24 protein-coding genes and 1 other RNA gene are annotated in these 21,715 nt (G+C 36.3%); 3 read left to right on the top strand and 22 right to left on the bottom strand.

What is annotated here, in order from left to right; genetic code table 11:
- Window positions 1–5 precede the first annotated feature (5 nt).
- From rsmI to O0236_RS03795, 12 genes are all read right to left on the bottom strand, one after another.
- Entirely contained in the window at window positions 6–893 is an 888-nt protein-coding gene (rsmI, locus tag O0236_RS03850) for a 16S rRNA (cytidine(1402)-2'-O)-methyltransferase (protein WP_268912800.1), read from the bottom strand.
- A 21-nt stretch (window positions 894–914) separates the two neighbouring features.
- A complete protein-coding gene (locus O0236_RS03845) occupies window positions 915–1,244 on the bottom strand; it encodes a DNA replication initiation control protein YabA (protein ID WP_268912799.1) in 330 nt (109 codons plus the stop codon).
- Between the two features lie 15 nt (window positions 1,245–1,259).
- Window positions 1,260–2,267, bottom strand: coding sequence for a DNA polymerase III subunit delta' (gene holB, locus O0236_RS03840; RefSeq protein ID WP_268912798.1), 1,008 nt, complete (start codon window positions 2,265–2,267; stop codon window positions 1,260–1,262).
- Between the two features lie 23 nt (window positions 2,268–2,290).
- Entirely contained in the window at window positions 2,291–2,617 is a 327-nt protein-coding gene (locus O0236_RS03835) for a cyclic-di-AMP receptor (RefSeq protein ID WP_268912797.1), read from the bottom strand.
- Between the two features lie 5 nt (window positions 2,618–2,622).
- Entirely contained in the window at window positions 2,623–3,270 is a 648-nt protein-coding gene (gene tmk / locus O0236_RS03830; protein ID WP_268912796.1) for a dTMP kinase, read from the bottom strand.
- 114 nt (window positions 3,271–3,384) lie between these two features.
- On the bottom strand, window positions 3,385–3,654 hold the full coding sequence (locus O0236_RS03825; RefSeq protein WP_372791688.1) for a YaaL family protein: 270 nt from the start codon (window positions 3,652–3,654) through the stop codon (window positions 3,385–3,387).
- Window positions 3,655–3,670: 16 nt separating this feature from the next.
- On the bottom strand, window positions 3,671–4,270 hold the full coding sequence (recR, locus tag O0236_RS03820) for a recombination mediator RecR (RefSeq protein WP_268912794.1): 600 nt from the start codon (window positions 4,268–4,270) through the stop codon (window positions 3,671–3,673).
- 21 nt (window positions 4,271–4,291) lie between these two features.
- Window positions 4,292–4,603 carry a YbaB/EbfC family nucleoid-associated protein gene (locus O0236_RS03815; RefSeq protein ID WP_268912793.1) on the bottom strand — a complete coding sequence of 104 codons (312 nt, stop codon included), beginning with the start codon at window positions 4,601–4,603 and terminating at the stop codon, window positions 4,292–4,294.
- Between the two features lie 21 nt (window positions 4,604–4,624).
- On the bottom strand, window positions 4,625–6,505 hold the full coding sequence (dnaX, locus tag O0236_RS03810; protein ID WP_268912792.1) for a DNA polymerase III subunit gamma/tau: 1,881 nt from the start codon (window positions 6,503–6,505) through the stop codon (window positions 4,625–4,627).
- Window positions 6,506–6,636: 131 nt separating this feature from the next.
- Window positions 6,637–6,723, bottom strand: an RNA gene (ffs, locus tag O0236_RS03805) — signal recognition particle sRNA small type.
- Between the two features lie 47 nt (window positions 6,724–6,770).
- Complete coding sequence (gene tadA / locus O0236_RS03800; RefSeq protein WP_268913302.1) at window positions 6,771–7,250, bottom strand: tRNA adenosine(34) deaminase TadA; 480 nt, start codon at window positions 7,248–7,250, stop codon at window positions 6,771–6,773.
- The gene (locus O0236_RS03795; RefSeq protein WP_268912791.1) at window positions 7,251–7,862 is read right to left on the bottom strand and encodes a class I SAM-dependent methyltransferase; all 612 of its coding nucleotides are present in this window, start codon (window positions 7,860–7,862) and stop codon (window positions 7,251–7,253) included.
- A gap of 173 nt (window positions 7,863–8,035) precedes the next feature.
- Between O0236_RS03795 and nrdH the strand changes: the two genes are divergently transcribed.
- The 3 genes from nrdH to nrdF all read left to right on the top strand — a co-directional run bounded on the left by nrdH (window position 8,036) and on the right by nrdF (window position 11,497).
- Window positions 8,036–8,266 carry a glutaredoxin-like protein NrdH gene (nrdH, locus tag O0236_RS03790; RefSeq protein WP_268912790.1) on the top strand — a complete coding sequence of 77 codons (231 nt, stop codon included), beginning with the start codon at window positions 8,036–8,038 and terminating at the stop codon, window positions 8,264–8,266.
- 95 nt (window positions 8,267–8,361) lie between these two features.
- Window positions 8,362–10,527: a class 1b ribonucleoside-diphosphate reductase subunit alpha gene (nrdE, locus tag O0236_RS03785; RefSeq protein WP_268912789.1), complete on the top strand. Its 2,166-nt coding sequence runs from the start codon at window positions 8,362–8,364 to the stop codon at window positions 10,525–10,527.
- Between the two features lie 13 nt (window positions 10,528–10,540).
- On the top strand, window positions 10,541–11,497 hold the full coding sequence (gene nrdF, locus O0236_RS03780; protein WP_268912788.1) for a class 1b ribonucleoside-diphosphate reductase subunit beta: 957 nt from the start codon (window positions 10,541–10,543) through the stop codon (window positions 11,495–11,497).
- Window positions 11,498–11,532: 35 nt separating this feature from the next.
- Here nrdF and O0236_RS03775 read toward each other — a convergent pair whose 3' ends face one another.
- The 10 genes from O0236_RS03775 to mprF form a co-directional block, all read right to left on the bottom strand.
- On the bottom strand, window positions 11,533–12,528 hold the full coding sequence (locus O0236_RS03775; protein ID WP_268912787.1) for a D-2-hydroxyacid dehydrogenase: 996 nt from the start codon (window positions 12,526–12,528) through the stop codon (window positions 11,533–11,535).
- A 91-nt stretch (window positions 12,529–12,619) separates the two neighbouring features.
- Window positions 12,620–14,080: a UDP-glucose--hexose-1-phosphate uridylyltransferase gene (locus O0236_RS03770; RefSeq protein ID WP_268913301.1), complete on the bottom strand. Its 1,461-nt coding sequence runs from the start codon at window positions 14,078–14,080 to the stop codon at window positions 12,620–12,622.
- A gap of 7 nt (window positions 14,081–14,087) precedes the next feature.
- Window positions 14,088–15,089, bottom strand: a complete 1,002-nt coding sequence (gene galE, locus O0236_RS03765; protein WP_268912786.1) for a UDP-glucose 4-epimerase GalE — start codon at window positions 15,087–15,089, stop codon at window positions 14,088–14,090.
- Window positions 15,090–15,110: 21 nt separating this feature from the next.
- Window positions 15,111–16,277, bottom strand: a complete 1,167-nt coding sequence (locus tag O0236_RS03760; protein WP_268912785.1) for a galactokinase — start codon at window positions 16,275–16,277, stop codon at window positions 15,111–15,113.
- Between the two features lie 426 nt (window positions 16,278–16,703).
- Window positions 16,704–16,868, bottom strand: coding sequence for a hypothetical protein (locus O0236_RS03755; protein WP_268912784.1), 165 nt, complete (start codon window positions 16,866–16,868; stop codon window positions 16,704–16,706).
- Window positions 16,869–17,220: 352 nt separating this feature from the next.
- Entirely contained in the window at window positions 17,221–17,439 is a 219-nt protein-coding gene (locus O0236_RS03750) for a hypothetical protein (RefSeq protein ID WP_268912783.1), read from the bottom strand.
- Between the two features lie 16 nt (window positions 17,440–17,455).
- Window positions 17,456–17,773 carry a hypothetical protein gene (locus tag O0236_RS03745; protein WP_268912782.1) on the bottom strand — a complete coding sequence of 106 codons (318 nt, stop codon included), beginning with the start codon at window positions 17,771–17,773 and terminating at the stop codon, window positions 17,456–17,458.
- A gap of 42 nt (window positions 17,774–17,815) precedes the next feature.
- Entirely contained in the window at window positions 17,816–18,418 is a 603-nt protein-coding gene (locus O0236_RS03740) for a hypothetical protein (RefSeq protein ID WP_268912781.1), read from the bottom strand.
- A gap of 20 nt (window positions 18,419–18,438) precedes the next feature.
- Complete coding sequence (locus tag O0236_RS03735; RefSeq protein WP_268912780.1) at window positions 18,439–18,867, bottom strand: hypothetical protein; 429 nt, start codon at window positions 18,865–18,867, stop codon at window positions 18,439–18,441.
- A gap of 240 nt (window positions 18,868–19,107) precedes the next feature.
- Window positions 19,108–21,693: a bifunctional lysylphosphatidylglycerol flippase/synthetase MprF gene (gene mprF, locus O0236_RS03730; protein ID WP_268912779.1), complete on the bottom strand. Its 2,586-nt coding sequence runs from the start codon at window positions 21,691–21,693 to the stop codon at window positions 19,108–19,110.
- Between the last annotated feature and the right edge of the window lie 22 nt (window positions 21,694–21,715).

The following is a 21,715-nucleotide window of genomic DNA, read 5'->3' as shown; positions in this document are numbered from 1 at the left end:
CCTTCCTAATCTAGTTGATGGTACTCCCTATAAATTAATTGTTTTTTGATACCGTGCAGTTTAGCGACCTTTTTGATTGCGTCATTAACCTTCAGGCCACTTTCAACAAAATAATCAACCTGTTCTTTAATTGATAGTCCTGATAAAGCATCACTTTCACTATCAATCACACCAACAGTTGGGTGATCGTTACCATCAATAATAATAACAAACTCACCACGGATTTCAGTTTCTTGTGCCCACTCAAGCAACTCAGAAAAAGATCCTCTGATAAACTCTTCATGGCGTTTGGTTAACTCCCGACACAGTACTGCTTGTCGTTGATAAGAAAAAGCCGTCGCTAGTACTTTTAACGTTTCTTTTAATCTATGCGGAGCTTCATAAAGAATCAAAGTTTCAGGTTTTTGTGCCAAATCCTTTAAAGCATCCTTTTGCTCTTTGCCCTTTCTAGGTAAAAAGCCATAAAACATAAATGGTTGCGGATTGATTCCGGATGCAATTAAGGCAGTGATACCTGCATTAGCACCTGGTAGTGGCACTACAGAAATGTGTTGTTCGATACACGCATTAACTAAGTCATGTCCGGGGTCACTGATTGACGGCATCCCCGCATCAGACACCTGTGCAATCGTCATGCCAGATTTCAACTTATCGACCAGTTCAGGAATTTTACTATGTGAATTGTGTTCGTGAAAACTTTCTTGATGCGTACTGATTTCAAAGTGATTTAACAATTTAGCCGTGTTGCGCGTATCCTCTGCAGCAATTAAATCGGCCTCTTTTAAAATGTTAATCGCTCTAAAGGTCATGTCATCAAGATTACCAATTGGTGTTGGAACTAAATAAAGCGTTCCAAATTCTTGGTTACCTGCAAAACTTTTTTGAGTTTCCAAACTTGCTACCTCTTTCATTGATTAACGACGACCGTAAATAATCTCAGTACAGAAAATACATTCCTCGCCGTCTTCACGACGTTTACCATAGTAATCATTACATACATGGAATCCTTCGTGATATAACTTCTCTAAATTCTTTCGAGAACTAGACAATCCATCTTCAGAGTCATCCTCTTTACGGTTGATTGTTTTTAATCGCTCTCTAAGGTTTTGATTTTCAATAACTAACTCAGCGTTTTTTTCCATCAAATGGATCATTTCCTCGTGTAATTCAGAAAACTCAGACGCTGTTTCGTTAAGTTTATGATTTAGGTCTCTTAGTTTTTCATAAAGATCATTTGGATTCAATTAATACCATCCTCACTATCGCTTAGCAATATCAAGTAATTTTAACGTAGTTTCTTCTAATATATTCTGAAAATTCATGTTGCCATTAAAACTATTGTTCATGGTCAACAATAATTCAATGCTACTAGTCAGTTGTCTAGCAGAAAAGTTGTCTTTCGCAGCATTAACGCTGTCATTAAACTGAGGGAATTCTCGGGGTATATCATTACCCATGAATTTAATCATTAGGGGTTCTCTAAATATTTGAACCATGATAGCTAGCACGATTCGCTGCTCTTCACGGTTGTTAATTATTCCTAGTAAATGCGTTTGAATAAAGGGAAAAGCCATTGCATCCCCTTTAATTACATACTTAAACCACTGGCCAATCGCTACTTGAATGTTTTCAAACCAATCATCTTTCAGCCAAGTCTGCATCTCAGATAAATCATTGGTCAAACTTAGCATCAAATTAACTGAACTAGGTGGAACTCCCACCTTTGTTAATTGATCCAAAATATCCTCTCGATTTAAATGAGGAAATTCAATAACTTGAGTTCGAGATAATATCGTGGGTAGAACCAAGTTCTTATTCTCAGTGATTAAGATAGTAACGATGTCTCCAATTGGCTCTTCAATAAATTTCAGTAAGCTATTGGCGGCACCCGATGTAAGTCGGTCGGCACCAGAAATAATAAATACTTTTCGATTACCTTCAACGGCTGATTTAGAAAATTCATCTTTAATTCTTCGAATTTGATCAACCTTAATGCTGCGATCGTCAGTATTCTCAATCACTACATCAGGATTATCAAAATTAAGAATTCTTTGACATTCGTGACATTCGCCACAGGGGTAACCATTTTGAACGTTTTCACAAAAAAGCCGCATTGCTATTCCCAAAGCGACTTCGAATTCTCCAGCACCCTGTTCGCCGGTAAATAAATACGCATGCGAAAGTTCTTTTTGCTCAATCGTCTTCATAAATTGACCAAAAAGCTGTGGCTGACGTTCATTTACAACTTTTAACACATCAACTGCCAATGTTTACACCCACTAATTCTTCATTAAAACTGATGAAATGATTCGATTGGAAGCACCATCACTGTTGCTCCACCAACTTGAACTTCAATTGGAAAGGCATGTTCAGAAGTATCTCCGCCCAAACTAACTGGTGGAGTCATAAATTGTTCTCTTGACGAACAAGTTTCCTTGATTAGTTCCAGTACCTTTTCGACTTTATCATCATCGACACCAACTAAATAAGTAGTGTTACCCGCTCTTAAGAAACTACCAGAAGTAGAAAATCTAGTAGCAATAATTTCATTAGCAACAAATGCTGATCGTAACTTATTAGCATCCTTATCTTGGACGATTGCAATTATTAACTTCATACTAATCACTCCTTAAAAAAATTCTGACCTTCACGTTTAATGACACTAAATGTCTCACTGATTACTTCTTCAAGTGGCTTAGTTGCGTCGATCATAATAAACCTATCGGGATTTTTTTTAGCAATTTCAAGATATCCATCATGGACCCGTTCATGAAATGTCTTAGTTTCTACATCCAATCTATCAACGGCATCTTTATCACGATACTTAGCAATTCTGTCCAAACCGACACTAACAGGAATGTCAAAATAGATTGTTTTATCTGGCAACGTATTTTCCGTTGCAAATTGATTCATTTGATAAACCGCGTCCATTCCAATTTGCCGACCAGCGCCTTGGTATGCAACAGAGCTGTCCACAAATCGATCACAAAGAACTAATTTACCAGCTTGTAACGCTGGAATAATAGTTTTAACTAAATGTTGTCTTCTAGAAGCTGCATATAACAAAGCTTCCGTCCGCGCATCCATTTCCGTATTTTTCTTATCTAATATAACCGTTCTTATTTGTTCAGAAATATTATTTCCACCAGGTTCTCTAGTCACTAATAATTGATCATCTAGTAACGGAACCAGTTTGGCTACCACGTTGTTCATAACCGTCGTTTTTCCGGCACCATCAGGTCCTTCAAAAGTAATAAATTTTCCGGTCAACTTAAAATACCCCCAAACTAATCTAACGTAATTGTACTTGATGAATTTTTACTTGTCTATTCAATAAAAAAGAGTAGTTGTTTGATGTTTAAATATCACAACTACTCTTAATAGTTAATCATAATGTTCATAACTGTGATCGGCATTGATCACAGAGGGCTGAATGTGATCGTTCTTGATATTTCGCAACCGCGCCTCATGATAAATATAAAAATATTTTTGCTTGGCTAACGCCGTTTCAATTTGAATCTCATTGTCAGCATCGGCAATTGCATCCTGAGTTTTTTGAGCATAATCCCACTTCTCTTTTAAAGTGTTGATCAAATCCAATAAATCTCTATCATAATCTGCTTTTAACTTACGCTTTGAACGCCCAAAAAACATTTCCATCAACTCCCAATTAAATCTCTGTTCTACCTTCGACAGCTTTAAACAGTGTCATTTCATCAGCATACTCAATATCAGCACCCATGGATAATCCGTGAGCTAATCGAGTAACCTTGATTCCGGATGGACTAATTAATTTTGATAAGTACATAGCAGTGGACTCACCCTCTGGTGTTGCGTTAGTGGCGACGATCACTTCTTTAACCTGATCATTTTTTTGTAGTCGTTTAATTAATGAACTGACATTCAAATCTTCGGGACCGATTCCTTCAATTGGAGAAAGTACCCCATGCAATACATGGTATAAACCGTGGTACTGCTGAATTCTTTCCATAACCATCACATCTTTTGGTTGTTCAACCACCAAGATAGTTGTCTGGTCTCGGGACTTATCTCGACAGATCTCGCAGGGATCTTCTTCCGTTAAATTGCCACATATTGAACAATACTTCAGATTTTCCTTGGTAGATTTTAATGCCGACGAGAAGTCCATAACATCATCTTTGTTCATATCCACCGTGTAAAAAGCTAATCTAGTAGCAGTTTTAGCACCGATACCTGGTAATTTCATAAAGCTTTCGATCAATTTAGCGATAGGTTCTGGATATTGCATAGTCGTTTACTCGATTCTTTATTAAAGTCCTGGAATTCCCTTAGTGTACTTGCCCATGGTTTGTTCAGTTTCTTTTTCAACCTTTGCTAAACCATCGTTAACGGCGGCAATAATCAAATCAGATAACATTTCTGGGTCATCTGGATCAATTGCTTCGCTCTTGATTTGAAGATCCTTTAATGTACGACCGCCATCAAAAATGGCCGTAACCATTTCGTCTGGAGCTTGACCAATAAATTCCTTTTGGTTCAAGTTTTCTTGTTCGTCAGCAAGTTGTTGTTGCATCTTTTTCATTTGTTTCATCATTTTGTTCATGTTCATACCGTTCATCATTGTGTGAATCCTCCATAATAATTAATCATTTTTAACGTCAACGATTTCATTGCCAAAAAGTTCTTCAGCTTTTTGAACAACTAAATTTGGTTGTTGACTATCATTTTGTGGTTCATTATCTAAATCATTTTCATTTAAATCAGCATTTGCTGGTTCAGGTGGTAAAGGTGCCTCATCATCCCCACTGCTCTGTGAATCATTGGTGTGACTCTCATCTGCAGCTGGAGTAGTTTTTTGATTAACACTACCGCTCGTTTCTGGAGTACCATTCTTAGCTAAATAATCGCTTCGAATAGATGGCCATTGATTCTCGGGGACGAATACTATTTGTGGAACTTGACCAACAATTCGATCAAGACCATTTTCCAGTGCATCTTTTAAATCAGTATCTGACTGCGCTTTTTGAAATAAGAATGGATATTCAAACGAAACAATCACTCCATCAGTTCCTGCAGCTACTGGTGTAGATACATGCATGACTGCCCGTTGGGTAACGGACAATGAGTCCATTAGATCAGGCCACACCTGCTTAAATTGATTCAATTTGCTACGCGTAGCACTATCCAAAATTGGATATATTTTAGTTAATTCAATTTTGGCATCAGTTGATTTCTTCGCAGCAGGAGTTGCATTGGCTTGCTTCGTTTCATGAACTGGAGTCTCAACAGTCCGAGTCTGTGAAGGTTGTTGACTAACTTTCTTCGTTAGATCAGCAACTTGATTTTGTAGGGAATTGATTGTATCCATCAAATCTTGATAATCAGTTCCTTGATTAACTGAAGTTTGAGCCGTGGACGCCTGTCCAGTATTATCTTGTGCTGGCAAATGAGTTAGCTTAACTGTAAGTACTTCCAAATACACGTCTTGATTAGTTGTAAACCGTAGTGCATTTAAGACATCATTTAACACTTCGACAATGCCATAAATTTGCTCATCACTGATGGTTTCACTTAGTTGTTTAAACTTATCGTCAACGATTCCTAATTCAAGTTCTTCCACCATTTCAGTGTCTTGCTTATATAGTAGTAAATCTTGACATGTGCTGGTTAAGTCTTCAACAAATCGCTTAGGATCTTTGCCATCATCTAGAATCGCCTGAATCGTAGATAATGCATCCTTAGTCTGACCGGCGATCACTTGTTGTAAATAGTCCAATAATAAATTATTTTTAACACTACCAGTTACCAGTAGTGCGTTGTCATACGTGATTTGATTATCACCATAAGACATAGCTTGATCAAGGATCGATAGCGCATCCCTCATACCACCTTCAGCGGATTTGGCAATTAGCTTCAAAGCCTTTTCCTCATAGGTAACACCTTTTTGATCTAAAATGTATTCCATCCGTTCTAGAATCGTCTTAGGTTTGATTCGTTTAAAATCAAAGCGCTGAGTCCGAGAAATAATCGTAGCAGGAATTTTATGAGGTTCAGTTGTTGCCAAAATAAAAATGACATTGGCAGGTGGTTCTTCAAGTGTTTTTAGTAAGGCATTAAATGCTCCAGTTGATAGCATATGAACTTCATCAATAATGTAGACTTTATAATCTGCAATCGTTGGAGCGTACTTTGCTTTATCCCGAATGTCACGAATTTCTTCGACACCGTTATTAGAAGCCGCATCAATCTCAATTACATCATTTAGACTACCATCTGTAATGGCCTTACAAGTTTCACATTCATTGCAGGGCTCACCATCTTTTAGAAAATGGCAATTAACTGCTTTTGCAAAAATTTTAGCCGCAGAAGTTTTACCAGTTCCTCGAGGACCAGTAAACAGATAAGCATGGCTCGTTTGACCAGTAATTAACGCATTTTTTAATGTTTGAGTAATAATTTCTTGACCAACTAGATCACCAAATCGTTGTGGTCGCCATACCCGGTAAAGAGCTTGATAACTCATCGTTTTTCCTCCCGAAATATTGGTTCACGTCTAAACAATTATAGTATGAATGCTTGAAACTTTCCAATCAAGACATTCTTAATTAATCGTAAAAAAAATCTCCTGACAAACCTTGTCAGGAGTTAAATTTCTATAAACGAGAGACACAAGATCGAAAATACTTAGTGCTGCTTCCTTCCGGACCTGACACAATTCGTAAGTCAACCTTTGTCTCAAGGCCTTACGGCATTAAATATCATAACAAATTATGGAAACAAATACCAGCTTATTTTACCGATTTTCGTTTTTTTCTAGCTGCTTTAAAGAAATCCTTCATCAACTGTGCTGATTTATCTGCATATAGCCCCGAAAAAACTTCTACTTGATGATTTAATCGTGAATCAGTCAAAGTCTGATATAAAGAATTAACTGCGCCAGCTTTTAGATCTGGAGCACCATAAAATACTCTACTGATTCGAGAATTAATGATGGCACCAGAACACATCAGGCATGGTTCAATCGTTACATATAAATCACAATCGACTAAACGCCAACTATTTAATGTCCTGCATGCCTCTTGAATGGCTACCAATTCCGCATGCACCGTAGCATCTTCTAACCATTCACGAAGGTTATGTCCTCTACCAACGATTTTGCCATCATGAACGACCACTGCCCCAATGGGCACTTCATTAATCAAATAAGCTTTTTTCGCTTCAACTAATGCCTGTTGCATAAAATAAGTTTGTTCAGCTTCCAAATTTATCTACCCTTCATTGATACTTTGAACGATATAATATCCCTTATCTCGTTTCAGAATGTCTGCATTTCCAAATGTTTTTTCCATCAATTTCTTAGCCGATGGTGCGCCCTGCTTTTTTTGCAGAACAATTGTTAATGTTCCATCAGCAAGCAAGTGCGCTTTTGCTTCTGCAATCATACTATCAACCACGTCTTTACCAGCTCTAACTGGCGGGTTAGTGATAATTGCGGCATACTGATCAGTCACATTTTCATACACATTGCTAGTAAAAATATTTACATTAGTGATTCCGTTGTCAGTTGCATTCTGTCGTGCAAGTGACAAAGCAAGTTCATTTACATCAACCATGTCCACATGCCGTTCAGGGAACTTTTTGGCAATCGCCAGTCCGATTGGACCATAACCACAACCTAAATCCAGAATGTGACCCTGAGGAATCTTATCATAATCAATGTTATCGATTAACACGCGGCTTCCATAGTCCACTGTTTTCTTAGAAAACACTCCGTTGTCTGAAGTAAACGAAATGTTGTTTCCTAACAACGTAAAGTTCCATTTTTGTGGGTCAGAGACAACATCTGGGTGCTCTGAATAGTAAAATTGATTATCTGTCATCATAAAACTCCTTAAGATTAATAGCTGCCGTTAACGCCTACAGATGCCTATATTTAGTATTATCGTGAAAAAATATCACAATATCTTGTGCTTTGTCTTTGATTTTCCCTGCGGGTAGTGTAAACTATAAATCGTAGAACAAAGGAATTATTTCCATTAGGAAGGTGCATATAATGGCAAAAATCACAGTATACTCAAAAAACAACTGCATGCAATGTAAGATGACTAAGCGTTACCTTACTGAACATAACATCTCTTTTGAAGAACACAACATTAACGAACAACCTGAATACGTTGATTACTTAAAACAACGTGGATTCATGGCCGTTCCTGTTGTTGATGTTGATGGTCAACAAGCTTTTAGTGGATTCCGTCCTGATCAACTTCAGTCAATCGCTAATTAGCCTTTGTCCATTTTAACACACTAGTTTACCAAAGCGGGCAACATTCAAGCCCGCTATTTTATTATTCAAAATTCAAAGAAAGAGTGGTTTATAGCATGTCCTTACACAATTTGCAGGATGTCTCATACTTCGATTTAAATAATCAAATCAACATTCCAGTTGACGGTCAAATCCCTCTAAATAAAGATAAAGAGGCCCTCGACGCATTTATTAAAGAAAATGTCGAACCTAATTTAGTTAAATTTGATTCCTTAAAAGACCGATTCGATTACTTGATCGATAATAACTATTATGAAGAGGCTTTTATCAATAAGTATGACTTTGCATTCATTGAAAAATTATATGATTATTTAGGCCAACAACATTTTAAGTTCAAGTCATTTATGGCTGCATACAAGTTTTATGCTCAATATGCTTTAAAAACTAATGATAATGACTCATATCTGGAAACCTTCACCGACAGAGTGGCTGCTAATGCCCTCTTCTTTGCTGATGGCGACGAGCAATTAGCTATGGATCTTGCTGATGAAATTATTCATCAACGTTACCAACCTGCTACACCTAGTTTTTTGAATGCTGGTCGGGAAAACCGTGGTGAATTTGTATCATGTTTCCTAATTCAAAGCACCGATGACATGAACACGATTGGTCGAACAATCAACTCCGCCTTACAACTTTCTCGAATCGGTGGTGGTGTTGGAATTAACTTGACCAACCTTCGTGAAGCTGGCGCACCAATCAAGCATATTGAGGGTGCGGCTTCAGGAGTTGTTCCTGTCATGAAGTTATTAGAAGACAGTTTTTCATATTCTAACCAACTTGGCCAACGTCAAGGTGCCGGAGTTGTTTATTTAAGTGTCTTCCATCCTGATATTATTGACTTCTTGGCTGCCAAAAAAGAAAATGCTGATGAAAAAATCAGACTTAAGACCCTTTCACTTGGTGTTATCGTTCCTGATAAATTCTACGAATTGATCAAGAACAATGAAGATATGTACCTATTTAGTCCATACGATGTAGAACGCGAATATGGTAAGCCATTTGCTTACGTTGACATTACTGCTGAATACGATAATTTGGTTGCTAACGAAAGCATTGCCAAGAAAAAAATCAAGGCACGTGATCTTGAAACAGAAATCAGTAAGTTACAACAGGAATCTGGTTATCCTTACGTAATTAATATTGACACTGCTAACCGTGTTAACCCTATCGATGGTCAAATCACTATGAGTAATTTATGTTCTGAAATCCTTCAAGTACAAACACCATCCACTGTTGATAATCAACAACGGTATAGTACACTTGGTAAGGACATCTCATGTAACTTAGGATCAACTAACATTAATAATTTGATGCAAGCAACTGACTTTGGTCACTCTGTTGAGACTATGGTTAGAGCATTAACCTTTATTACTGATCACTCAAACATTGATGTTGTCCCTTCAATTCAAAAGGGTAATAATGAATCTCACTCAATTGGTTTAGGAGCAATGGGTCTTCACAGTTTCCTTGCTAAGAACCATATGGAATACGGTTCTCCCGAATCACTAGAATTTACGAGTGCCTACTTTATGCTTCTTAACTACTGGAGCTTAAAGGCTTCTAACGAAATTGCTAAAGAACGCAACCAAACATTTGTTGGGTTTGAAAAGAGCAAATACGCTGACGGCACTTACTTTGATAAGTACTTATCAGAAGATTTCGCACCAAAGACAGATACAGTAGCTGAATTATTCACCAATATTCCAGTTCCTACTAAAGAAGATTGGCAAACTCTTAAAGAAGCCGTAATGAAGGATGGCCTCTATCATCAAAACAGAATGGCAGTTGCACCTAATGGTTCAATTTCATATATTAACGACACCACTGCCAGCTTGCACCCAATCATCAATCGAATTGAAGAACGACAAGAATCAAAAATCGGTAAAATTTATTATCCAGCACCATATTTATCAAATGACACTATGCCTTACTACAAATCGGCGTATGATATGGATATGAGAAAAGTTATTGATATTTATGCTGCTGCACAGGAACATGTTGACCAAGGAATGAGCTTAACCTTATTCATGCGTTCAACCATCCCTGCAGGCATCTATGATTGGAAAGATGGTCGAACAGACAAGATGACCACTCGTGACTTAAATATTTTAAGAAACTATGCTCATAAAAAAGGAATCAAATCTATCTATTACATTCGGACATTTACTGATGATCAACAAGAAGTCGGCTCAAACGAATGTGAAAGTTGTGTAATTTAGAAGGGGTACTCTGATGACTGAAAATTATAAAGCAATCAATTGGAACGCAATTGATGATCAAATTGATAAAGCAACTTGGGAAAAGCTAACTGAACAATTCTGGTTAGATACCCGAATTCCACTATCTAATGACCTTTCCGATTGGCGAGAACTTGATGACGACCATAAATGGGTCGTAGGTCATGTCTTCGGTGGTTTGACTTTACTTGATACATTGCAATCTCAAGAAGGAATGGCTTCATTGAGAAAAGATGTTAAAACCATGCACGAAACTGCTGTGTTAAACAACATCCAATTCATGGAATCTGTTCATGCTAAAAGTTATTCTTCAATCTTTTCTACATTGAACACACCAGAAGAAATTGATGAAATTTTTGACTGGAGTGACAGTGAAGAATTCTTACAAAATAAAGCATTGAAGATTGAAGCCTTGTACACTCAGGAATCTGATCCACTCAAAAAGAAAATTGCCAGTGTATTTTTGGAAACTTTCTTATTCTATTCTGGATTCTATACCCCACTTTATTACTTGGGTCATAACAAATTGGCTAACGTCGCTGAAATCATTAAATTGATTTTACGTGATGAATCAGTTCATGGAACTTATATCGGTTACAAGTTCCAAGTTACCTTCAATCAACTACCTAAAGCAAAACAACAGGAACTAAAAGATTGGATGTACAATTTCTTGTATGAATTGTATTCAAACGAAGAAAATTATACTCATATTTTATATGATCAAACTGGCTGGACTGATGAAGTGCTAACATTTATCAGATACAACGCCAATAAGGCCTTGATGAATCTTGGTCAAGATCCGCTATTCCCTGATACTGCTGCTGATGTTAATCCGGTTGTTATGAACGGAATTTCTACATCAACTTCTAATCATGATTTCTTCTCCCAAGTTGGTAATGGATACCTTCTTGGAAATGTTGAATCAATGAATGATAGTGATTACGACATCTAAAAAAAGCGCGTTGAGAATTTCTCAACGCGCTTTTTTTATTTGGCCAAATTATCAACTTCGCCGCCCGTTAATTGTTGTTTTAAATTATTAAATGAAATGTTGACCATATTCATGACCGCTTCATCAGTATGAAAGGCCGAATGTGGCGTAACAATTACGTTAGGCATCTTAGCTAGTTTCAAAACATTTGAATCAGTCACCTGAGCTGTAGAACGAGAATTTTGCAGATCAGCAGATTCATTTTCAAGAGTGTCGATACCTGCACCGGCAATTTCTCCTTCTTCAAGAGCGCAGATTAATGCTTGCGTATCAACGATTGACCCTCGCGCTGTATTAATAAGAATAGCTGATGATTTCATGTGCTTAAATGCTTTCTCATCAAATAAATGCTCATTTTCAGGCACTCCAGGAATATGTAAATCAATCACATCTGCCTGGTCCAAAAGTTCTTCTAAACTATCAACGTAAGTAAAATTCAAGTCGGAATCATCTAAGTGTGATTGGCTGTACGCGATTACTTTTGCTCCCAATCCTGTGAACATTCTAATTGCTTCACGACCAATCCTACCAGTACCCACTACACCAACTGTTTGATTACTAATTAATTGACCCATAAAGTCTGGTGAAAAATGGAATTCACCTAATTCATGAAGCTGATGGTACATATACCCGACCTTGCGATTAACTGCCAATGCCAATGTAACTGCGAATTCGGCAATACTTGCAGGACTGTATGCTGGAACGTTAGTCACAACTATGCCAGCCTTCTTAGCGGCAGTTAAATCAACATTGTCTAAGCCAACATTTCTCAAAGCCAACATTGAAATGCCCATCTCTTTCATCTCGGAAAAAAGCGCCTCATCATAAGGAATAGTCTGTAAACCAGAAATACCATCGTATCCCTGAGCCTGCTTAACAGTTTCAGCATTCAATGTATCAATAGAATAACTAACTTCAACGTTATTTTTTTCGCCCCAAGCTTTAACAAACGGAATTTCGTCATCACGCACATTATATGCAATTAGCTTCATGGTGTTACCCTACTTTCGTTAATCTTATTTCCTTAATTTTATCAAAAATACACTGGAAAAATGGCTTTCCCAGTGTATTATCATCAAAATATTAGATTTGAGAAACGAACTTATCAAATGCGGTCTGTCCTTGATCATCCCATTTGAAAACTCCAGCATCCTCTAAAACTCTTGAAAAGACTAAACCAACCTCTCGATTGACAATTGTTTCAACATTATCTTCATCAATTGAATTATTATCTGCAATTGTGTCAGCCCATTCCCGGTGATAATCAGCGATTTCGTTAGGCTTACCTAATAGGTACTGTTCAACCTCTTTCATCTCTAATTTTAACCTTGCGGGTAAAATTGCTCTTCCCATGACTTCAATTAATCCAATATTTTCTTTTTTAATATGTTGGACGTCTTTATGTGGATGAAAAATTCCGTCAGGATACTTTGCTGACGTTTGATTGTCACGCAAAACGATATCCATAACAAACTGATCTCCATCCATCCTTGCGATAGGAGTAACGGTATGATGTCGAGTTTTATCAGTATATGCTCGAACATCAACAGATTCGTCAGAATAGTTCATCCAGCTCAAGAATATCTTGTTAGCTGCCGTAATTACCTTAGTAGCATCACTGCTAGCTAAGCGAATTGTCGACATTGGCCACTTAACAATCCCGGCTTGCAGTCCATCAATTCCCAAATCGATTTGTCTATCGATTGCAGCTTTCATCATTGGAAATGTATGGCGACCACCCTGATAGTGGTCCTGTGCCAATAAAGATCCACCAACTATCGGTAAATCAGCATTACTACCAACAAAATAGTGTGGGAATTGGCGAATAATATCAGCTAAATTGATAAACGTCTGTTGATTAATCGCCATTGGAACATGTTTTTGATTTAGAAAAATGGCATGTTCACCAAAGTAAGCGTATGGCGAATATTGAAACCCCCATGGCTGACCACCAATCATCATCCTAATCACTCGATGATTGCTTCTAGCAGCATAACCCAAGCGGCCCAAATAGCCCTCATTTTCGATGGCTAACGGTCCAATTGGATACGTGTTACTCTTTGCCTTGCCAGCCGCCGCAATTGCCTTAGGATCCTTTTCAGGCTTAGATAAATTCACAGTAATTTCTAGCTTACCGTATTGGGTATCTGTTTCATAAGAAACATTCTTAGCGATGGCCCTTGTTTTAATATAGTCATTAAATTGACTTAACTTGTAGAAGTAATCAGTTGCAGTTTCGGGACTAATATTATATTTATTCCAAAAGATAGTATTAACTTTTGATGGAATCGGTGTAAGCAAATCCATTAACTGATCTTCAAGAATTTCTCTATTAGTAATCGAATCATCGATTACTCCATGAGTGATTGCTAAATCCACCAGATCATTTGCTAAATCAACTGGTTCTTCATCATTGGTTGCTTCTCCCTTGCCATCACCAATCAAACGAAAAATCAAATTAGTGACGTAGATCCGATCAATTTCAGAATAAGGTGAATCAGATTTAATAATTAAAGTAACGAATTTATCAACTGCCGTTTCCATCACAGAATTACTTTCCTTCCCTATCGTTATATCCGTTTGGATGTGTGACTTTCCAGTTCCAAGCGGTTTTGATAATTTCTCTAACATCATCAAATTTAGGATCCCATCCCAAAATACTCCGAGCCTTATCACTAGAGGCAATCAAAGTGCTAGGGTCACCAGCTCTGCGAGGTCCCATTTCAGCAGGGATTTCTTTACCAGTAACTTCTCTTGCAGCTTCAAGCATTTCTTTATTTGAAAATCCAGTTGATGAACCAAGATTAAAGGCTTGGCTGTCATTGCCATCTTTAAGATACTCAAGAGCTAAGATATGAGCATCTGCTAAATCAACTACATGGACATAGTCACGAACATTAGTACCATCTTTAGTGTCGTAATCGTCTCCAAAAATAGTTAATTTATCTCGTTCTCCTGCTGCGACTTGAAGAATAATTGGTACTAAGTGAGTCTCGGGATTATGATCTTCACCAATTGATCCATCTGCTTTAGCACCCGCAACGTTAAAGTAACGAAGAGCGATAAATTTAATTCCGTAGGCAACGTCACTCCAGTGCATAATTTTTTCCATTGCTAGCTTACTTTCACCGTATGGATTAGTTGGCACTTGCAGATCTGTTTCCTTAATCGGAATTTGTTTTGGTTCTCCATAAGTGGCCGCAGTTGATGAGAAGACGATGAACTTAACGTTATGCTCATGCATCACCTCAAGCAAAGTGATCATGCCACCAGTATTGTTATCAAAATATTTTAAAGGTTTTTCCATTGATTCAGGAACAATAGAGAACGCAGCAAAATGAATAACTCCTTCAATATCTTCTTTACTGAAAACATCATTCAAGAATTCTTTATCACGAACATCGCCTTGATAAAATTTTGCCTTTTCATTAATCGCAGCCACATGTCCAGTGACCAAATTATCGACAACCACGACGTCGTAGCCGTTCATAATTAATCGATCAACTGTGTGTGAGCCGATATAACCAGCACCACCTAAAACTAATACAGCCATTTATTAATACCTCCAAAAAGTTTATTTGATTTCTCTTGGACCATCAGAAATTTCAGCAATATAAAATTCTCCTGGATGACCAATGGTTTGTTCATAAGTTTCGCCAACATTTTTAATGAAGTCGTCAACCTTGTCTTTGTCGACAATCGCAATTGCACAACCACCAAAGCCAGCTCCTGTCATTCGCGCACCAATCACTCCTGGTTGCTTCCATGCAGTTTCAGCCAAAGTATCCAATTCTTTCCCAGTAACATCATAGTCATAATGCAATGAAACATGAGAAGCATCCACTAAGTGACCAAATGTCTTTAAATCGCCCTTCATCAATGCCGACTTAGCTTGCAACGTCCGTTGATTTTCAAAGACGGCGTGGCGAGCTCGGCGAATTAAAATATCATCATTAATTAAATAACTATGTTGATCAAAATTAGATTCATCAAGATCACCAAGAGATTGAATATCAATCCCTGTTTGAAGACGTTTTAAAGCTTCTTCACATTCTGAACGGCGTTCGTTGTATTTAGAATCTTGTAATTCTCGATGTTTCTTGGTATTCATAATGACAATTACCCGGTTACCAAGTTCAACTGGAACGTACTCATATTTCATAGTGTTGGTATCCAAAAGAATGGCTTTATCTTTTTTACCCATTCCGATAGCAAATTGATCCATAATTCCTGAGTTGACCCCAATGAAATTATTCTCAACTAATTTACCATACTCAACTAATTCTTTTTGGTCAATTCCTAGTTTAAATACATCGTTAACAATTTCAGCCATCAATAATTCAATTGCAGCAGAAGAAGATAATCCAGCGCCATCCGGCAGATTACCATTCATAACTAAATCAAAGCCGTGACCTATTTTGTGACCATGACTAATGATTTCTGCAACCATACCCTTAGGATAATTGCCCCAGCCAATGGCTTTGTTATAAGTCAAATCATCTAATGAAAATTCGATGACACCTTGATCTGGAACATTCATCGAATACATTCTAATGACATCATCGTCCCGATCAGCGTAGGCGGCGTAGATTCCCAAACTGATTGCGCAAGGAAAAACATTTCCCCCATTATAATCAGTATGTTCACCAATTAAATTAATTCTTCCAGGTGCAAAGAAAAGACGCGTCGAATCGTTACCGTATAATTCTTTGAATTTGGTTTTTGCATCATCATTAATCATATTAATCACCCTTTTTATTTTACTAAATTTTTACTAACTAAAATTTACTCTTTTTACTAGTGACTGTCAATGTTGTTGAATAAAAAATTGGTTTCGTATTGAAATTACTTTCCCTATTACAGCGCCATGTAAGCATTTGCAAATAAATTACATTCAGAGAATGATTTTACACTTCCGTTAGATTAAGTTGACTAGTAAAACATAGTAAAATTTCTTCATTCATGCCAATGGATTCCAAAAAAATTTAATAACTGAACAAATAAAAAAATGTATACAAAAAAATAGTAATTTACCGTTAATCTAATGATAAATTACTACTTAAAATTATTCAGAGTACATAAAAACATATGTATTACGCTTTGACTTAGCTTTAATTGGTTCGAAAAATCTTATGAACTATACGACCATGCAACACATGCTTTTCAATTAAGCTATTTGATCTCTTCTAAATTCTCTAGGGACAATGTTAACAACTAACATAACTTTATCCATAACCAGGCGCCGATACTGCGCGATAGAAAAATAAAAAATGTTGGATTGCAAATATCTGTATATGATATGTTTCATCCGAGCTTGGATATCTGTATTCATTTGAAATTCTCCAAATTTTTATGTGACCAGGATTTATTTCATAATTTTCTTTACGTGGAGTGCATTTTAAAGCAGTTATAACATGTCCTGATAGTATAATTCTGGTTCGAACAGCGTTCTTAGGCGTTAATGACATAAGAACAAAAAACACAGCGACACATGTGATTAAAATTATCATAATGCGTAAAATTATTTTTTTCACTCTGGTTTCCTTTCGAGTATTAAATGGTTAATAAGCGAGCAATTCGCAATAATACACTTTACTTTAATCAGGATATTCAGTGGGAAATGCGAGATTAAATATAAAATATTTATGAACTCTAAATGCAGATACTATTGGGAGGGTGATATCTTAACCTCTATACCAATATCTATCAGTAATCGCATAATACTTTTCACCGAAGGCATCATCACTCACAATGTGTTTCGGATCACACATTATCGCTTTAACTGGATGTCCCGAAAATGCCATAGTCGTGCGAACAGAAAGCTTGGGTGATATTGATAAAATTAAAATGAACGCTATAACTATGAAAAGTCCCATCAGCAATCTTTTTACAAATTTTTTCATTATAATCTCCACCAAGTTAAGGTGTCATAGTCGGTTCGGCAACCTTGAATATCCAATATTTGTGGATGATAAATGTGTATAATGGATCACCTGTACTATAAAAGGGATCAATACTATATTTTGGAGAAACGGAATAAACCATTATTCCCTTTTTATGTGGAAACAATTCTGCTGCATCTTTATCATTGTAAGGATTAGATTCAATTGCATAAATTGGATTTCCCCACAATAATAAATCAAGTCTAACTGCCATTTTTGAAGATGTTGATAACATCAGGACGAAAGCCACTGAAATCAATATTGCAATTAGAACTCTTCTTATAATTTTGTTCATTAAACCTATCCTAGCTATTTGCTGAATTACTTCACATTGGAATCAAATAAAGCCACCAATCAAGTACAAATTAACCAAAAAAACAGCGACGGTCGATAATACGATTTCGACTCTTTGTGAATAAACAACTTTAAAAATCGCGTGCAGCCAATTCGAAAATAAGTTGCCGTAAGTTCTAAATCTTAGATTATCCATAAATACATCAGAAATTAATGCCACAAGCTTAAATATGATCAATATGAAGTATAAGGTGACCAATGAATATATTACTTGCACTATTGCAGCCATAAAACTATTAAAGTTTGATGCTGAACTCCAAATAATACTAAACATTACTGAAAAATTAAAAGTCATTGTCAATCCACCGTATAAAAATATCCATATTGATGAAGTAATATAGGTTGGAATTATCGAAAGGAACAGCGATGGAACCAAAATACTAACAACTATGTGTAAAGCACTCTCTAATCCAATGACATAACTTGAAAAATAATTATCACTGGTAATGACACCACTGTTATCCGAAAATGATCCGCTATCTCCTGAAATTTTAAAACTTAATAAAATGGCTACTGCCAAAACTAAAACCAACCAAATTTTTACGAACTTATTCACAGAAAAAAGTTGCTTAATATAAGATTTCAAACAAAAATCCCCCTTTAAATTTAATAATTACCACTGTTCTTTAAATGATACTTAACGGAATTTATAAATTTGAATTTATGATTATTTAATTTGTAATAGTAGGATATAGTAGGATTCTTACGTCCGTGACTAAACACTAACTTCATATAATTGAATTTCACTTTGGAATTATGTTTATTGGTATTCACGTAACGAATAATCATGGTTCTACTATTTTTGTTATATATAAATGTCGTACTTTTTTTACTGGTAAAATATTTTTTCTGATAAACACTATCATACCAGCCCCAGTTAACGCTGTTGTATTTAATAACATTTGAATCTTTAATAATTCCCAATTTTTTAGGAACAAATGGTTTATATTGGCTGCTATTAGCAGATACACTTAAAGCCCCTCCACCCAAAATCGTTCCAATCAATGTTGATAAAAAAATTAATTTTTTTTTCATGTTTCTCTCCCCCGCTCCATTCTCGACATTACTTGGATCACTCAATCAGCGAAGCAAATAATGTTTAAAATGTTTTTTTACATCTATATCATACAATGACTTTTATGATGTATACATTAGTTATATCATTCTTAATTCATTTAAAAAAATAAATTTATTAAAAAAAGTGGAATTTTGCCAAAACATTAGCAAAACTCCACCTACTTAAAAAATACAGATTAATTAGATATATACTTTTATCTACCATTTACCTTCAGTAAACGGTAAATATTTAATTATTTTTAGCTTTCCAGGTTGCTTATCCGCTCTTCGATTGACGATTGTAAACACTTGAAGCGTCGCAAAGGCCAATGATGATCCTTTGAAATAAGAAATGTATTTTGGAGCCCATTTATCAACATACTTATCTTTATATGACCGGAGGCCTTCAAAACTGTACAGACTGGCACCATATTCATAAATGATATGGACGATTCTTTCTTCAAAAAAACTAAATTTAGACGTACCAACATTCGAAAGTGGCGACATTCCCAAATCAAAGTACTGATAGCCGTCATCTTTGGCTTGGTTATACAGGTTAACGAAAATACCATCCATGATTCCAGAAGGCGCATCTGCACTTGAACGCATTAAATCGATTGAGGTAACAGAAGAGTTGCCACTACTCATAATATTAGCAAAGGCAACTATCTTCCCTTCAGGCGTTTTCATAACGGCAATTGGTGCCTGATTTAAGTAATATTCGTCGAAGAATCCTAATGAGAATCCCTTCTCTTCCTTGCCGTCTAGCCACTCATCCGATATTTCTCGAAGCCTCTGAATAAATTCTTTAGAGAAAGGTGGTTGTAAAATCTCGAAAGAGTAATTATCACGATCAAATTTGTTCATTAACGCTCTTTCACCACGGTGACGCTTTCCCGCGAGAGTGAAATTTTGCACATCCACAAGGCCTGTTTCACCAGTTTTGATGAAATCAAATCCCTTTTCATGCAATAACATCGTTAAATCTTCATTAATCTCATAAAATACTAATTTATATCCTTGTTTATCAGCCTGTTCCATAAAATAGTCAATTGCCACACTGAATTTTTCTGGATTCCCAACAGGTTCTCCCATGACAACTAACTTATCTACAACTGGTCTAAACATAAAGAATACTTGGTCTTCCCCATTTTCTTGATAATAAAATATGGTTTTATCCTGAAGAAAGGCTAATTGACTATCTTCATTACCCCCAAACTTGTCGATGATAGCTTGAATTCTAGGACCATCGAATGGCAAATTAAGCCAAGCAGGCTTTCGCCCAATTAAATAAGCATTTATGCCAATCAAGACCAAGAAGGCAACCAATAAACCTATAAACCCAAGTAACCATGTTATTCCAGATGAAAAGGTAGGCATGTTAAATGAACGTGGACCGCCACGGTGCGTTACGATTCCAACAATTACATAAGCCAAAAAGGTAATGAAGAAAATCGATGAATTAAAAATCATTTTGCCCCATGAATTGGCCATCCTGTCACGGTAAAGTACCCCTTTGGATAACATCAATAATACTAGAATGATAATTAGAATAGCGATCATCCGCCATGTGAAGGCTTCGTTAAAAAATGTGTTAATTATCGAAATGACTAACACAATCACAGTTGGGACGAATGCACGCTTATTTAAGGACCATAGTCCACTTCCTAGTCCAATGAGTAGGAACGCAACGATAATATTGAGTACGTGACTTAAAAAGAAAATTGAATATGGAAATAAACGTAAATAAATTTTATTTTCAACAACTAGATCAGGGATAGTTGCAAACAACAGCATCATAATACCAGAGAAGTACATAAATCCTGTCAATACAACTTGTGCTCCCCTTTGTACTATTAACTTGGGAAGCCCATTAAGATAATTATTTAATTTACTACCAGTATCGTGAATAAACAACCCGACGCCAACTAAGAATGGCAACAAATAATAAAACAAACGATACATCAAGATCCAAACAATCGCATCACTTTTGCCAACTCCAACCATTCCTAGGCCAAGTATCATAAACACATCAAACGAGCCTAAACCACCAGGAATCATCGAAATAACCCCAGCGATGTTAGCCACAACAAAAATTGGAATGATGGCAGCAAAGTCTGTGTGAATGCCCATCATGTAACCAACAAATAGGAAAAATGCCATAGCACTATTCCATTCCAAGACGGATCCACCAGTCATAATGAGTTCATCTTTTAATTTTAGATCATCAAAAAAAGATGAATGATTAAACCTTGTAAATAAAAACATAGCAGGGAAATAAATTGCTCCACCAGCTAACCAAATCCAATATTTAGTGAATTGACTGCCAATACCAAAACCAAAAATTAATATTAAGGCTTCAAAACATAGGACCGATAATCCGGAAACTAAGAACAAAGCTACTTTTGAGATTGCATATACGACCTGTTTTTTTGAAGCATTTTCTCCGTAAAAATGAGCTCTTAGACTAGAACCTAAAAGGCCACCGAATCCCAGAAGGTTGGTAAATGTATTCACAACCCAACCACTTTTTATTACGTAGGACTTCTTAAAATGTCCTGGGAGAAACTTCACTATTGAAAAATCGTAAATCATCATTGGCAAAATAGATATGAATCCAACCACAAGCAACACTAATAAAGCAACTTGCGATTGATCAGCAACTATTGTTTGCAATTGCGAGCCACTAACTTCTCTAAATACCTTAGCGGATTCTCGAATAACAAAAATAAGTACTGAAAAAACAAAAATGAATTTGAGTAATGACATTCTCTTGTCGATAAATGACCAGAATTTTTTTAACATACAATACCTCCACCAACTTATT

This window comes from Lentilactobacillus sp. SPB1-3, from assembly GCF_026913205.2.
Lineage (GTDB): Bacteria > Bacillota > Bacilli > Lactobacillales > Lactobacillaceae > Lentilactobacillus > Lentilactobacillus terminaliae.
This window is presented reverse-complemented; position numbering and strand designations above follow the sequence as displayed.

Excerpts from the sequence above, each read along its gene's own strand:
- O0236_RS03770 (WP_268913301.1), bottom strand. The coding sequence starts at position 14,080 with ATGGAAACGGCAGTTGATAAATTCGTTACTTTAATTATTAAATCTGAT.
- nrdE (WP_268912789.1), top strand. The coding sequence starts at position 8,362 with ATGTCCTTACACAATTTGCAGGATGTCTCATACTTCGATTTAAATAAT.
- O0236_RS03815 (WP_268912793.1), bottom strand. The coding sequence starts at position 4,603 with ATGATGAACGGTATGAACATGAACAAAATGATGAAACAAATGAAAAAG.
- nrdF (WP_268912788.1), top strand. The coding sequence starts at position 10,541 with ATGACTGAAAATTATAAAGCAATCAATTGGAACGCAATTGATGATCAA.
- O0236_RS03775 (WP_268912787.1), bottom strand. The coding sequence starts at position 12,528 with ATGAAGCTAATTGCATATAATGTGCGTGATGACGAAATTCCGTTTGTT.
- dnaX (WP_268912792.1), bottom strand. The coding sequence starts at position 6,505 with ATGAGTTATCAAGCTCTTTACCGGGTATGGCGACCACAACGATTTGGT.
- recR (WP_268912794.1), bottom strand. The coding sequence starts at position 4,270 with ATGCAATATCCAGAACCTATCGCTAAATTGATCGAAAGCTTTATGAAA.
- O0236_RS03825 (WP_372791688.1), bottom strand. The coding sequence starts at position 3,654 with ATGTTTTTTGGGCGTTCAAAGCGTAAGTTAAAAGCAGATTATGATAGA.
- mprF (WP_268912779.1), bottom strand. The coding sequence starts at position 21,693 with ATGTTAAAAAAATTCTGGTCATTTATCGACAAGAGAATGTCATTACTC.
- O0236_RS03795 (WP_268912791.1), bottom strand. The coding sequence starts at position 7,862 with ATGACAGATAATCAATTTTACTATTCAGAGCACCCAGATGTTGTCTCT.
- O0236_RS03760 (WP_268912785.1), bottom strand. The coding sequence starts at position 16,277 with ATGATTAATGATGATGCAAAAACCAAATTCAAAGAATTATACGGTAAC.
- O0236_RS03755 (WP_268912784.1), bottom strand. The coding sequence starts at position 16,868 with ATGAATACAGATATCCAAGCTCGGATGAAACATATCATATACAGATAT.
- O0236_RS03835 (WP_268912797.1), bottom strand. The coding sequence starts at position 2,617 with ATGAAGTTAATAATTGCAATCGTCCAAGATAAGGATGCTAATAAGTTA.
- O0236_RS03750 (WP_268912783.1), bottom strand. The coding sequence starts at position 17,439 with ATGAAAAAATTTGTAAAAAGATTGCTGATGGGACTTTTCATAGTTATA.
- O0236_RS03735 (WP_268912780.1), bottom strand. The coding sequence starts at position 18,867 with ATGAAAAAAAAATTAATTTTTTTATCAACATTGATTGGAACGATTTTG.
- galE (WP_268912786.1), bottom strand. The coding sequence starts at position 15,089 with ATGGCTGTATTAGTTTTAGGTGGTGCTGGTTATATCGGCTCACACACA.
- O0236_RS03745 (WP_268912782.1), bottom strand. The coding sequence starts at position 17,773 with ATGAACAAAATTATAAGAAGAGTTCTAATTGCAATATTGATTTCAGTG.
- nrdH (WP_268912790.1), top strand. The coding sequence starts at position 8,036 with ATGGCAAAAATCACAGTATACTCAAAAAACAACTGCATGCAATGTAAG.